The sequence below is a fragment of the Pseudoxanthomonas sp. PXM03 genome, from assembly GCF_014852005.1.
Lineage (GTDB): Bacteria > Pseudomonadota > Gammaproteobacteria > Xanthomonadales > Xanthomonadaceae > Pseudoxanthomonas_A.
Genome location: NZ_JACVAU010000001.1, coordinates 1,051,887 through 1,065,257 on the forward strand (window position 1 = coordinate 1,051,887; position 13,371 = coordinate 1,065,257).

Below are 13,371 nucleotides of genomic sequence, written 5' to 3' on the forward strand. Positions count from 1 at the left end.
GGTATGTCCGCCGATTTCAACCCGCGATGCCCCTCCTGCACGGGAAGTATCATGCGGGACCCTCCGTCGCCGTCGCCCCGATGTCCCGAAGCCCCCGCCGTCCCTACCCAGCACCTGCCTCCGCGCCGCGCGGCGCCGGCCAAGTGCGGATCATCGGTGGGCGATGGCGCGGCACGAAGCTGGCGGTGCAGGACCGTCCCGGCCTGCGGCCGAGCAGCGACCGCGTGCGCGAGACCCTGTTCAACTGGCTGATGCCGGCATTGCCGGGCGCGCGCGTGCTGGACCTGTTCGCCGGTACCGGTGTGCTGGGGCTGGAAGCGCTGTCGCGCGGCGCCACGCACGCCGTGCTGGTGGAGCGAGACCCGGGGCTGGCCGCGGCGCTGCGCGAGGCGGTGGCGAAGCTGTCCGCACCGGCCGAGGTACACGCGGCTGACGCACTGGCGTGGCTGGGCGGCCGTGGGGGCGCCTTCGACCTGGTATTCCTGGACCCGCCCTTCGCCGATGGCCTGTGGGAGCAAGCCATCGAAGGCCTGCGGAACCATCTGGCGCCGGGTGCGTGGATCTACGTCGAATCCCCCGCCGGAACAGCGCCCCGCGTGCCGGTCGGCTGGACCCTGCACCGGGAGGGCGGCAGCCGGGACGTGCGCTTCGCCGTGTACCGGACCCCCGCAGGGCAGGGCGCTGCTACACTTCGCCCCGACGATTCGCCGGCGACGACTGAATGACTGTGGCACGCAACCGGACGGCGGTTTATCCCGGCACGTTCGACCCGATCACCAATGGCCATATCGACCTGATCGACCGCGCCGCGCCGCTGTTCGAGCGGGTGATCATCGGGGTGGCGGAAAGCCCGGGCAAAGGCCCCGCGTTGCCGCTGGCGCAGCGCGTCGAGCTGGCCCGCGATGCGGTGGCCAAGCATCCGCACGTGGAAGTGCGGGGCTTCGACGGCCTGCTCGCGCACTTCGTCACGGAGGTGGGCGGCGGCGTGTTGCTGCGTGGCCTGCGTGCGGTGTCCGACTTCGAGTACGAGTTCCAGCTGGCCAGCATGAACCGCCACCTGATCCCGGAGGTCGAGACGTTGTTCCTGACCCCGGCCGAGCAGTACGGCTTCATCTCGTCGTCGTTGGTGCGCGAGATCGCCCGGCTCGGCGGCGACGTGTCCGGCTTCGTGCCGCCGGCCGTGGTCGCGGCGCTGAAGGCACAATGGCAAAAGCAAAGACAAGGCGCCTGAGCGCGCCGCGATTCCGACAACAGATCCAACAGGAGGGGGAACACCCATGAAGAACATCGCAACCCGCATGCTGCTCACCGCCTGCCTCGTGCTGCCGTTCGCGGCGTGCAAGAAGCAGGAAGAAGCGCCGGCCCAGCCGGCCGAAGTCGCGCTGGTCGCCCCGACCACGACCGAAGACGGTGCGTGGAAGGAGTACCTGAGCAAGGTGGTCGACGCCAACATGGGCACGATCACCAACACGCCCTACGTGTATTACCTGCCGGCCGAGACCGATCCGGAGTTCGAGGCCAAGTACGGCCGCCAGCTGGAACAGGCCAAGGGCGCCGTGGCGCGTGGCGTGACCAGCGGCAACCTGATCGCGTTCGGTTCGCCGTCCAGCGTCAAGATCGCCGACCTGGCCGTGGCCGCGTTCGAAGGCGTGGAAGCCGACACCTTCAAGGGCGTGCGCATCCTCTTCATCGGCAAGGCGGAGGACAGCGAGCGCGTGAAGGCGGCCGTGGCCCCGAGCAGCGCCGAGTACGTGTTCGTCGAAGCCAAGTGACCTTTCCAGGGCGTGGCCGCTCCGGCGGCCACGCCCTGGTGAAAAGGTCATCCCCGCTGTCGCGGGAATGACGAAAGAACATGTCCCTCAAGATCAACGAACTCTGCGTCAACTGCGATGTCTGCGAGCCGGCCTGTCCCAACCAGGCCATCTCGATGGGCGAGGCGATCTATGTGATCGATCCGGCGCGCTGTACCGAATGCGTCGGCCATCATGACGAACCGCAATGTGTCGTCGTGTGCCCTGTAGAGTGCATCGATCCCGATCCGGCGTATCCTGAGACCCACGAAGCACTGTTGGCGAAGATGCTCCGGCTGCAGGCCGGCTGATCCGCCACACGGCAGCGCTCCGTGCCGGTTATCGTCCAGGAGAGATCGTGATCCAGCGTCGTCTGTTCGCCCTGTTGTTGTTCGTTGCGTTCGTGCCGGCCGCACTGGCTGCCGATGCTGTCCGTCCTGCCGCCTCGCCGCATCCGCCCGGTGTCGCCATCGCCAGCGCGCACGCGCTTGCCACGCAGGCCGGCCTTGATGTCATCGCGCAGGGTGGCAACGCCTTCGACGCCGCCATCGCGGTGTCGTCGACGCTGTCGGTGGTTGAGCCGATCAGTTCCGGGCTGGGCGGTGGCGGCTTCTTCCTGTTGCATGACGGCAAGACCGGCAAGCAGACCTTCGTGGATGCGCGCGAGACCGCACCCGCCGCGGCCACGCCTGACAAGTACCTGCTGCCCAATGGAGAGTTCAATCGCGACCGTGCCGAGAACGGTCCTTGGGCGGCGGGTATTCCCGGTCTGCCGGCGGCCTTCGTCCATCTGGCCGAGAGGTACGGCAAGCTGCCCCTGGCGACCTCGCTGAAGCCTGCGATCCGCGTGGCCCGCGACGGTTTCCCGGTGTACGCGCGGATGGCGCGGGGCTATCAGGCACGCCGCGACGTGATGGAGCGGTACAAGGGCACGCGTTCGGTGTTCCTCGCCAATGGCCAGCCGATCAAGGAAGGCGACACGTTCAGGCAACCGGACCTGGCGCGCACGCTGGAACGCCTGGCCGCGCAGGGCTTCGACGGCTTCTACCGCGGCGAGACCGCGAAGTTGCTGCTGGCCGGGGTGAAGGCGGAAGGCGGCCAGTGGACGGCGAAGGAACTGGCCGGCTACACCGTGCGTGAGCGCGAGCCGTTGACCTTCAAGTACAACGACTGGCAGGTGACCACCGCGCCGCCGCCATCGTCCGGTGGCGTGGCATTGGCGCAGATGCTGCAGATCCTCGATGCCTACGATCTACGCAGCCTGGACGAGGCGCAACGCACGCACCTGATCGTGGAGGCGATGCGTCGTGCGTTCCGCGACCGCACCTTCTACCTAGGCGATCCGGACTTCGTCGAAATCCCGCTGAAGACGCTGACCAATCCGTACTACGCCGCCGGCCTGCGCGCGACGATCAATCCGCAGAAAGCGACGCCCAGCGACCAGCTCTCCGGCCAGCAGACCCCGCTGGAAGACGAGGAAACCACGCACTTCTCGATCATCGATGCCGAAGGCAACCGCGTTGCCGGCACGCAGACGGTGAACCTGCTGTATGGCTCGGGCCTGGTGCCGCCGGGTACGGGCGTGCTGCTGAACAACGAGATGGATGATTTCGCGCTCAAGCCCGGCACGCCGAATGCGTTCGGCGTGATGGGCTATGAAGCCAATGCGCCCCAGGCAGGAAAGCGCATGCTCAGCTCGATGACGCCCACCTTCATGGAGTCGCCGGAAAAGGTGGCGGTGCTCGGTACACCCGGCGGCAGCCGCATCATCACCATGGTGCTGCTGGGCGTGCTGGGCTATGACGCGGGCCTGGATGCGCAGCCGGTCGTCGCGTTGCCGCGCTTCCACCACCAGTGGATGCCGGACCTGATCGAGATGGAGACCAGCGCGCTGAGTCCTGCGTCGCAACAGGCGCTGGAAGCCATGGGCCACAAATTCAAGGTGCCCGGCAACAGCGCGCAGGGTGGTCGCGGTTCGAGCCATGTGTGGGGCAACCTGCAGACGGTTGAGTGGAACAAGGCGGCCAACGTGTTGAGTGGCGGCAGCGATCCGCGCAATCCGGTGGGCGCGGCGAAGGTGGTGGAGTCGGTGATGCCCTAAGGGGGCGCGACACCTCTGCAGGAGCGATGTAAGTCGCGACCGCACGGCTTGCAGGCACGTGACGAGACGCGCGTGTCGTTCAGACGGTCGCCCGACCTGCCGGTACTGAGGCTTCCAAGTGGCGGTCGCGACTCACGTCGCTCCTACAGGGCCTTGGGTGGGCGTAGAATCGCCGCATGAAACTCTGGTCGCTGCTGGGCAATTCCCAGAAACTCGATGGCGGTGCGATGTTCGGCAACGCGCCGCGCGCCATGTGGGAGAAGTGGTCGCCGCCCGATGCGGAGAACCGCATCGAGTTGGCGTGCCGCGCGCTGCTGGCGCAGCCGCTTAACGGCAAGACGGTGTTGTTCGAGACCGGGATCGGGGCGTTCTTCGAGCCGAAGATGCGCGCGCGCTTCGGCGTGCAGGAAGAGCGTCACGTGCTGCTGGATTCGCTCCGCGACGCCGGCTTCTCGCACGAGGATATTGACGTGGTGGTGCTCAGCCACCTGCACTTCGACCATGCCGGGGGTCTGCTGGCGCCGTGGCACGACGGTCATGCACCGGAACTGTTGTTCCCCAACGCCACCTTCGTGGTCGGTGCCGAGCACTGGCAGCGTGCGCTGAAGCCGCATCCGCGCGACCGCGCCAGCTTCATTCCGGAACTGCAGCCGCTCCTGGAAGCCAGTGCTCGGCTGGAACTCGTTTCCGGCGAGCATTCCGCGGCGCTCGGCGACACCGTCCGCTTCAGCTTCAGCGATGGCCATACGCCGGGCCTGATGGTGGCCGAGATCGCCGGTCCGGAGCGCATGGACGATCAGCCCCATGGTGGCGTGGTGTTCTGCGCCGACCTGATTCCCGGCCGATCCTGGGTGCACGTGCCCATCACCATGGGCTACGACCGCAACGCCGAGTTGCTGATCGACGAGAAGCGCGCCTTCCTGGAAGACAAGCTGGCGCGCAACGTCCATCTTTTCTTCACCCACGATCCCGGCTGCGCGCTGGCGCAGGTCACCCGCGACGAGAAGGGCAAGTTCGGTACTGCGCATGAAGTCGCGGAGTTGCAGGCGCGGGTGCTGGTGGCTTGAGATTTGAGCCCCTCTCCAGCGGGAGAGGGGTTGGGGTGAGGGTGCGACGGAGTCCGTGATGGTTCGAATGTCGCCAACTTCGCCGTACCCTCGTCCGCCCCCGTAGCAAGTACGGGGCAGGCTCTCCGGGCGCCTTCTCCCGATGGGAGAAGGGAGTTGCGTTACCCCACCCGCGTCCCAAAAATACGATCCCCCGCGTCGCCCAGACCCGGAAGGATGTAGCCCTTGTCATTGAGGCGCTCGTCGATGGCGGCGGTGTAGACGTCCACGTCGGGGTGCGCCGCTTCCAGTGCCTTGAGCCCTTCTGGTGCGGCGACCAGGAAGATGCCCTTGATCCGCTTCGCGCCCGCGCGCTTGAGCATGTCGATGGTGGCGATCAGCGTGCCGCCGGTGGCCAGCATCGGATCGAGGATCAGCGCATCGCGTTCTTCCAGCCGGCCGGTCAGCTTCTCGAAGTAGGGCACGGGCTGCAGTGTTTCCTCGTCGCGCTGCAGGCCGACCACGCTGACGCGCGCAGTGGGGATCAGCGCCAGCACGCCGGGCAGCATGCCCAGGCCGGCGCGCAGGATGGGCACCAGGGTGATCTTGGCGCCGGCAATCCTCTTCACTTCGACCGGGCCGGCCCAGCCGGCCATCGTCTCGGTCGTCAATTCCAGGTCGGCCGTGGCCTCGTAGGCGAGCAGCGTACCCAGCTCGGTTACCAGCTCGCGGAAATCCTTGGTGTTGAGACCGGCGTTCCGCAGCAGGCCGATCTTGTGCTGGACGAGGGGGTGGCGGACTTCTACGGTCTTCATGGCGGGAGGGGGCAGCAGGAGAAGCTGGAAGTCTGCATCAAACCCGCTGGTCCCACAAAGCAGAAAGCCGGCACGCGCCGGCTTTCCGCATGGACCGTGGCGATGCCGCCGATCAGAACGCCCAGCGCATGACCAACTGGTAGCTCGGCCCGGCCTCTTCGGTTTCCAGTTCGTATTCGTCGTAGTCGCGGTCGATCTGGTCCTGCAGGGTGTTGAACTTGTCGAAGAACTCGTCCTTGCCGGCATCCAGCAGGTTGTTGGCGCTCAGGCGCACGGAGACATTCGTGCCGAAGCGTTTCTCGACGAACACATCCAGTTCACCGCCGTAGCGGATGAGGGCTTCCTCGCCGAGCACGCGTGCGTAGGCGTCGCCCTGTTTGCGATAGGTGGCGCCGAAGCTCGCGCCCCACGCCGGGATGTCATGGATGAAGCCGATGTTGTAGACGGACTTGGCCTGGTCGTTGAAGCGGCGTTCGCCCAGGAAGTCGTCCACCTTGGACTTCACCCACGAGTAGTTGGCGAAGATGCCGGTGTTCTCCAGGCCGATCGCCGACAGCGGCGTGGACACGTCGAACTCGAAGCCGTAGACCTTGCCGTCGCCGACGTTGGACGAGGTGTACAGCCAGCTTTCCGCCGGTTCCTGCGCCATCGCATCGGCCAGGTCGACGGCATCGCCGTCCTCGATCATCTCTTCCCAGGTGTCCTGCATCTCTTCGCTGGGCTCGCCGGTGTTGACGATCTCGATGAGGTCCTTGACGTCGCGATAGAAGAAATTCAGGCCGACCACGCCCTTGCGGCCAAGGCGGTGTTCGAAACCGAGGTCCAGTCCGTTGGCGGTTTCCGGATCCAGTTCCGGGTTGCCGATGTAGTCGTTGTCGCCGAACTCGCCGTCCAGCAGGGCCGGCAGCAACTCGTTGAAGTTGGGACGTTTGATGGTCCTCGCCAGCGACAGGCTGACGCGGTCCGCGTCTCCCAGGTTCCAGCGCAGGTTCACCGACGGAAGCAGCTCGTTGTAGTCCTTGCTGACGCGACCTTCGCTTTCATCGTCCTCGAGGTACTCCACCTCGGACTTGGTGGTCTCGTAACGCAGGCCGGCTTCCCACGAGAAGGCATCGCCCTTGCCGCTGAGCATGATGTACGGATCCAGCCGCTTTTCTTCGATCACCGAGGCCACGCTGCCGTCCAGCTCGTAATCGGCCAGGGACGCCGGGGTCTCGTCCTCCTCCTCGGCCTCCCACTCGTAGCTCACGAGCAGGCCTTCGCGCTTCTTGTTGCGATAGTCCACGCCGAATTCCAGCTCGGCACTGCCCAGCGGACGTGCATGGGTCAGCCTGAAGCCGGTTTCGGCATCCTTGGCGGAAACAGACTCGGCCTGGTAGACGGTTTCGTCCCACTCTGCATCCGCAGGGATGCTCCAGGTGTCGTCCCAGTTCTCCGCGCCGCTCACGTAGACGTGTTCGCCTTCCGTGGTGGCCTGCGAGTTCTCGAAACGGGCGTAGTCAACGCTCACGGCGGTGGTGCCGCCTGCCATGTCGAACTTGTACTCGGCGCCGATGCCGTAGTTCTTCTGGTCGTACGGGTCACGGCCGGGTACGCGCAGGTTGATGGTCTCGTCGTCGTCCAGTTCCTCCTCGAACGACACTTCGGTGACGTCGCGATCGGTCTTGACGTAGAAGCCATCGATGCTGAAGCGACCGGTCTCGCCGACGTCGGCGGTGTAGGACAGGTTGGCCGAGTAGTCGCGGCCGTCCTTCACCTCGGTCTGGTCTTCCCAGCTGACCTTCTCCTCCTGGGTGTTGTCGGTAAAGCGGTCGGAGCGCTTGGTCTTGGCGCGATACCGGTCCTGCACGTTGATGCCCGCCAACAGGCGGCCCCCGAGCGCCTCGAACGAGGTCACGGCACCGAAGGTCGGGTTGACCTCGCCATCGTCCCAGCGATTCACGCCGACACGGATGTAGCTGCCGGTGAACTCGTACGCGTCGCGCAGCACGATGTTGATCGCGCCGGCCATCGCATCGCCGCTGCGGTTGGCGCTGGCGCTGCGCTTGATCTCGATGTGGTCGACCATCTCCGCCGGGATGCGGTCGACGTAGAACGAGCGGTCGTCGCCTGCACCCGGCACCTTCTTGCCGTTGATCAGCACCTGGGTATAGCCGCCGCCCAGGCCACGCAGCTGCACGCCGTCGTATTCCATGATGTCCGATCCGACGAAGCCGACGCCGGGCACGCGCTTCAGCATATCGCCGACGGTGTTCGGCTCGAAGCGCTGGAAATACTCCAGGTCGTAGACCAGGGTGGGCGCGATGTCATCTGTGCGGTCGCGGTAGGCGATTTCGCCTTGCACCACCACGGTGTCCAGTTGCTTGGGATCACCCGCGGCACCGGCGTCCGGCGCCTGGTTCTGAGCGGTGGCGGCGAAGCTGGCCGGCAGCAGGGCAGCGCAGAACAGCACCTGCGAGAGCGAGGCGGCCAAGGCATTGCGTTTCATCGTGTGTCGTCCCCGTGACGAAAGTAAACGGCACTTTGTAAGCACGTCACATGGCGGCAACATGACAGGCAGGTTCCGGTCGCATGACAGGTATCCGCGTGTCGTACGCTGACACGAAAGCGTCACGAAGCCTGCGTAAAACATGACCGTTTGTTGACGCCGTCATGTCATGGGGAAACCAGTGAAACCACGCCTTGCCTTGCTTGCCGTTCCGCTCCTGATCGCCGCATGCGGTGGGAAACCCGCCACGCCCGCCGCATCTCCCGCGGAAACCAGTGCGCAGGCGCGCGAGAAGGAGCCCGACGAGAACGTCGAGAAGGATCCGCTGCTGAGCGAGGCGAAGATCGCGCACGTCGTGGTGCCCGAAGCGTTCATCACACCGGCGACGCCCGCGGAGAATGTCGATTCGCCCGCAAGCTGGCGCGCGGCCGACGGCACGCGCTGGCTGATCGCCACCGCCAAGGACACGCACCGCCTGGTCGTCTACGACGGCGGCACCGGCAAGCAGCTGCGCACGGTCTCGGGTCCGGGCAGCGAGCTGGGCCAGATGCAGCGGCCGAACGGGATCGCGGTGATCGACGACCTGGTGCTGGTGGTCGAGCGCGATAACCGGCGCGTGCAGGTGTTCCAGCTACCCGACTTCAAGCCGCTGCTCGTGTTCGGTGCGGACGAGCTGAAGCAGCCTTACGGTCTGTGGGTGCGCCCGCAGAAAGACGCGTACGAGGTGATCGTCAGCGACAACTACATGTCGCCGCAGAACGAGGATGCGCCGCCGCCGCTGGCCGAACTGGGCCAGCGCTTCAAGCGCTACCACCTGCAGCGCGCCGAGGGCGGCTGGAAGGCCAATCTGGCCGGCATGTTCGGCGACACCGGTGAAGCTGGCGCGATCCGCATTGCGGAATCCGTGTTCGGCGATGCGGCGAACGATCGCCTGCTGCTGGCGGAAGAGGATGTCGCCGTCGGCACGCGCCTGCGCGAGTATGGGCTGGATGGCACCTATCGTGGCCGCGACATCGGCACGGACCTGTTCAAGGCGCAGGCCGAGGGCATGGCGCTGGCGCAGTGCGCGGGCGGCGCAGGTTACTGGATCGCCACCGATCAGTTCAAGGACCGCAGCGTGTTCCATGTCTTCGACCGCATCACGCTGACGTACAAGGGTGCGTTCGCCGGCAACAAGACCGCGAACACCGACGGCGTGTGGCTGGACCAGAGCGCCGACGCGCGTTTTCCGCAGGGCGCGTTCTACGCGGTCGACGACGACCAGGCGGTGGCGGCATTCGACTGGCGCGACATCGCTAAGGCCTTGTCGTTGCCGGAGTGTCGCGCCGAATGAAGCGTGCAGGGGATGCCGTAATGAAGTGGGTGCTGGTCGTGCTGTTGCTGGGGAACTGCGCGACGACGCTCGCGCGGGAAGCAGCGGCACGCCAGCCCGAACCGAACACGCGCGTGCCGAAGGGCGTCGTGCGCTATGCGCCGAGCGGCTTCCCGGACCGCATCGTGGCCTCGCCCGCACAGGACGCGGCCAATGGTTTCTCGGTTGCGTGGCGCACGGATGCGCGTGTCAGCGCGCCGCAGTTGGAGATCGTCGTCGCGGGCGATTCGCCGGACATGGGTGAGCCACGCCGGATCGCCGCGACCAGTACCCCACTGAAGACCGAGAACGGCGATGCGCACCATCATCGCGCGGACGTCGACGGCTTGCAGGCCGACACGCTGTACGCCTGGCGCGTGCAGGGCGACCGCACCTGGAGCGCGTGGCACCACACCCGCACGGCCGCGACGACGGGCTCGCCGCTGACGCTGCTGTATTTCGGCGATACCCAGAACAAGAACGTCAGCCTGACCACGCGGGTCGTGCGCGAAGCGATGCGGGCAGCGCCGGATGCGCGCCTGGCCCTGTTCGCCGGGGATCTGGTCAGCGGCGGCGATGGCGAAGACGACAACGAGTGGGGCGAGTGGTTCGAGGCGAACGAAGTGCTGCCGACCTCGCTGGTGGTCGCGCCGGCGCCGGGCAACCACGAGTACTTCGAGGAGTTCGAGGACACGCCGCAGGAACGCCGCGTGCTCGGCGCGCACTGGCCGGTGACGTTCGCGCTGCCGGGCAACGGCGTGGCGCAGGCGAAGCGCACGACCTACTGGTTCGACTACCAGAACGTGCGCGTGGTGGTGATCGACGGTACGTCGGCACTGGATCTCGGGACAGCGAAGGCGCAGGCGGCATGGCTGGATGGTGTCCTCGCCAGCAATCCGAAGCGCTGGAGCATCGTGCTGACGCACCAGCCGTTCTTCTCACCGCGCGAAGGCCGCGACAACGTGCTGCTGCGCCAGCACTTGCTGCCGGTGATCCGCAAACGCAAGGTCGACCTGGTGCTGCAGGGACACGACCACGTATACGGTCGCCTGAAGAACGAAGCGCCGACGCCGGTGTTCGTGGTGTCCGTCACCGGCGCCAAGCAGTACCGGCTCTCCGACGAGGCGCGCAAGACGATGCGGCCCGTCGCCGAGGACACCCAGCTTTTCCAGGTGCTGCGCTTCGACGGTCCGCGCCTGCGTTACGAGGCGCGCACGGCGACGGGCCGCCTCTACGATGCCTTCGACCTCGTCGATGGTGGGACCGCCGGCAAGCAGCTTGTCGAGCACGCAGAAGGCCGCATCGAAGAACGTACCTGCACCCGCGCCGAGACCCTGAAGGGCCGCGCCGACCGGTGCTGGGAATGATGCGGCTCATGTAGGAGGGGCTGACCAGCCATTCGGCTGTTGAAAGCCAGCCCCGACTGCCGAGTTTTTCCGAATCCATTCTGTCGGGGCTGAAGCCCCTCCTACAACGAGGCCTGCCATGCGTCGTGTCTGTCTGATGTTCCTGCTCGCCCTTTGCGCGGGAAACGCCCTCGCTCGCGAAGCGCACATCCGCCACCCGTTCCTCGCCCAGCAGCCGAAGGCGGCGCCTGAGGAGGTATTGCTGGCCGTGGAAATCCCCGCCGGCAGCTTCACCAAGTACGAGATCAACGACGAAGGGCTGGTCTTCGTGGACCGTTTCCAGTCTATGCCGGTGGCGTATCCCGCCAACTACGGTTCGATGCCGCGCACGCTGGCCGGCGACGGTGATCCGCTGGACGCCCTGGTGCTGACGCGCGAGCCGCTGCATCCGGGCGTGCTGGTGAAGTTCCGGCCGATCGGCGTACTGCGCATGCTCGACGACGGAAAGCACGACGAGAAGATCATCGGCGTACCCACCGACAAGATCGACCCGACCTACGCCGGCATCCGCGACCTGACCGACCTGCCGGAAATCGAACGCCAGCGCATCGAGGCGTTCTTCCGCATCTACAAGGACCTGCCGAAGGGTCGCAATCCGGTGCAGCTCAATGGCTACGGTGATGCGAAGGAGGCGAAGGCGTTGATCCGCGAATCGCTGGAGCGCTTCACCGCACAACCGTAGGGTGGGCCCTGGCCCACCGTTGATCCGACGTGTGGATGGTGGGCCAAGGCCCACCCTACGAAAGAAAAGGCGAGCCGAGGCTCGCCTTTTTCTTTGGGGTCCGCTTTCCGATCAGGCCGCCGCGGCCTGGCTGATGCGCGGACCCTCGCGCAGCGCCTTGCCCACCATGCCGACCAGCAGGTCGAGTTCCTCGCCATCGATGGCGAAGTGCGGGGTGAAGCGCAGCGAGTTGGCGCCGCCGTGGATGACGTTGAGGCCCTGCTGGCGCAGCCATTCTTCGGTGGAGCCGGCGCCGTAGCACTTGAAGGCCGGCGACAGCTCGCACGAGAACAGCAGGCCGGTGCCCTGCACGTTGGTGATCAGGCCGCCGAGTTCCGCCTGCAGCTGTTGCAGCTTCTGCACGGCTTCGAGGCCGCGCTTGCGGATGTTCTCGCGTACTTGCTGGGTCAGCTGCGCCAGCGTGGCACAGGCGACGTCGAGCGCGCGCGGGTTGGTGGTCATGGTGTTGCCGTAGACGCCCTTGCGGTACAGGCCGGCGGCGCGCTCGTTCACGGCGAGCACCGACAGCGGGTACTGCGCGGCGTTCAGCGCCTTGGAATAGGTTTCCATGTCCGGCGCATCCAGGCCTTCGAAGCCCGGGTAGTCGACGATGGACAGCACGCCGTGCGCGCGCAGGCCGGCCTGGATCGAGTCGACCAGGAACAGGCTGCCGTGGCTGCGGGTCAGTTCGCGTGCCGCGGCGTAGAACGCCGGCGGCACCGAGCGGCCCGGGTCGCCTTCGCCCATCACCGGCTCAAGGAATACGGCTTCGACGAACCAGCCCTTGGTCTCCGCATCGGCGAACGCCTGCTTCAGCGCGTCCACGTCGTACGGCGGGATGGCGATGACCGAATCCTCGCCGCGGTAGCTGGCCAGGTGCTGCTGGTAGGACTTGCGCGAGGAATCCGAATACAGCGCCGGGCGTTCGGTGCGGCCGTGGAAGCTGCCCTTCACCACGATGCGCTTGATGGTGCGGCCGGCGTGGCGGCCGTCCGGATCGGTCATCAGCTTGCTGTTGATGTCGGCGATGCGCGCGGCCAGGCCGACGGACTCGGAGCCGGAGTTCAGGCACAGGAACTTCGCGAACGGGCAGCCGCCGCGGGTGTGGCCGATCTCCTTGCGCAGGGCGCGGTCGAAGCGCAGCTGCGACAGACTGGGGGTCATGATGTTGGCCATCACCTGCGGGCGTGCGATCGCGTCCAGCACGGCGGCCGGTGTGTGGCCGAAGCCGAGCATGCCGTAGCCGCCGGCGTCGTACAGCACCGCACCATTGAGGGTGACGACCCACGGGCCGCGCGCGGCGAGCGCGATGTAGGGGTTGATGGCGTCTTCGGCGTAGAAGTTGACGTAGCCGGCCTGCACGGCACGCAGCTGCTCGGCCTCATCCAGGTCGAACAGTTCGGCGAACTCGTCCTTCAGGCGGGCATGTTCGGCCGCGGCCGCTTCGATGACGGCGGTCAGGTCCGGATGGGCCTTTGCCAGGCGCTCGATGGCGGCATCGTCCAAGCCGTGGGTCAGGCGCTGGCCCTGGTGGGCGCGGAGCGGGGCGAGGTGGTCGATCAGGGCCATGGAAATCCTCCGGCAGCAAGCGGCAAACCGTTATTATCGGGAATAATTCGTCATTTGACAGTTGTGAACTGCGCTGATTTAGAG

General features: G+C 66.4%; 12 protein-coding genes. 9 read left to right on the plus strand and 3 right to left on the minus strand.

The genetic code is table 11. The features are described 5' to 3' along the window. Nucleotides 1-80 precede the first annotated feature (80 nt). The 6 genes from rsmD (at nucleotide 81) to IB223_RS04850 (ending at nucleotide 4,958) form a co-directional block, all read left to right on the plus strand. On the plus strand, nucleotides 81-725 hold the full coding sequence (rsmD, locus tag IB223_RS04825; protein WP_192200512.1) for a 16S rRNA (guanine(966)-N(2))-methyltransferase RsmD: 645 nt from the start codon (nucleotides 81-83) through the stop codon (nucleotides 723-725). Further along, on the plus strand, nucleotides 722-1,231 hold the full coding sequence (gene coaD / locus IB223_RS04830) for a pantetheine-phosphate adenylyltransferase (RefSeq protein ID WP_192200513.1): 510 nt from the start codon (nucleotides 722-724) through the stop codon (nucleotides 1,229-1,231). The genes rsmD and coaD overlap by 4 nt, the downstream gene beginning before the upstream one ends. 46 nt (nucleotides 1,232-1,277) lie before the next feature. Then, the gene (locus IB223_RS04835; protein ID WP_192200514.1) at nucleotides 1,278-1,772 is read left to right on the plus strand and encodes a hypothetical protein; all 495 of its coding nucleotides are present in this window, start codon (nucleotides 1,278-1,280) and stop codon (nucleotides 1,770-1,772) included. Nucleotides 1,773-1,852: 80 nt separating this feature from the next. Beyond that, nucleotides 1,853-2,101, plus strand: a complete 249-nt coding sequence (locus IB223_RS04840; protein ID WP_192200515.1) for a YfhL family 4Fe-4S dicluster ferredoxin — start codon at nucleotides 1,853-1,855, stop codon at nucleotides 2,099-2,101. A 92-nt stretch (nucleotides 2,102-2,193) separates the two neighbouring features. Next, a complete protein-coding gene (ggt, locus tag IB223_RS04845; RefSeq protein ID WP_343227167.1) occupies nucleotides 2,194-3,891 on the plus strand; it encodes a gamma-glutamyltransferase in 1,698 nt (565 codons plus the stop codon). Nucleotides 3,892-4,067: 176 nt separating this feature from the next. Next, the gene (locus tag IB223_RS04850; RefSeq protein WP_192200516.1) at nucleotides 4,068-4,958 is read left to right on the plus strand and encodes an MBL fold metallo-hydrolase; all 891 of its coding nucleotides are present in this window, start codon (nucleotides 4,068-4,070) and stop codon (nucleotides 4,956-4,958) included. Nucleotides 4,959-5,119: 161 nt separating this feature from the next. On the opposite strand, the gene upp is transcribed toward IB223_RS04850, so the two are convergent. Next, on the minus strand, nucleotides 5,120-5,752 hold the full coding sequence (upp, locus tag IB223_RS04855; protein WP_192200517.1) for a uracil phosphoribosyltransferase: 633 nt from the start codon (nucleotides 5,750-5,752) through the stop codon (nucleotides 5,120-5,122). A 112-nt stretch (nucleotides 5,753-5,864) separates the two neighbouring features. Next, complete coding sequence (locus IB223_RS04860) at nucleotides 5,865-8,240, minus strand: TonB-dependent receptor (protein WP_192200518.1); 2,376 nt, start codon at nucleotides 8,238-8,240, stop codon at nucleotides 5,865-5,867. Between the two features lie 181 nt (nucleotides 8,241-8,421). Between IB223_RS04860 and IB223_RS04865 the strand changes: the two genes are divergently transcribed. The 3 genes from IB223_RS04865 to IB223_RS04875 all read left to right on the plus strand — a co-directional run bounded on the left by IB223_RS04865 (nucleotide 8,422) and on the right by IB223_RS04875 (nucleotide 11,679). Then, nucleotides 8,422-9,573 (plus strand): phytase, encoded by a 1,152-nt coding sequence (locus IB223_RS04865; RefSeq protein WP_343227140.1) that lies wholly within the window; start codon nucleotides 8,422-8,424, stop codon nucleotides 9,571-9,573. Nucleotides 9,574-9,593: 20 nt separating this feature from the next. Continuing rightward, entirely contained in the window at nucleotides 9,594-10,958 is a 1,365-nt protein-coding gene (locus tag IB223_RS04870) for a metallophosphoesterase family protein (protein ID WP_192200520.1), read from the plus strand. A 136-nt stretch (nucleotides 10,959-11,094) separates the two neighbouring features. Beyond that, entirely contained in the window at nucleotides 11,095-11,679 is a 585-nt protein-coding gene (locus IB223_RS04875; RefSeq protein WP_225590932.1) for an inorganic diphosphatase, read from the plus strand. 111 nt (nucleotides 11,680-11,790) lie between these two features. On the opposite strand, the gene IB223_RS04880 is transcribed toward IB223_RS04875, so the two are convergent. Next, nucleotides 11,791-13,287: an aminotransferase class III-fold pyridoxal phosphate-dependent enzyme gene (locus tag IB223_RS04880; RefSeq protein WP_192200522.1), complete on the minus strand. Its 1,497-nt coding sequence runs from the start codon at nucleotides 13,285-13,287 to the stop codon at nucleotides 11,791-11,793. Nucleotides 13,288-13,371 lie beyond the last annotated feature (84 nt).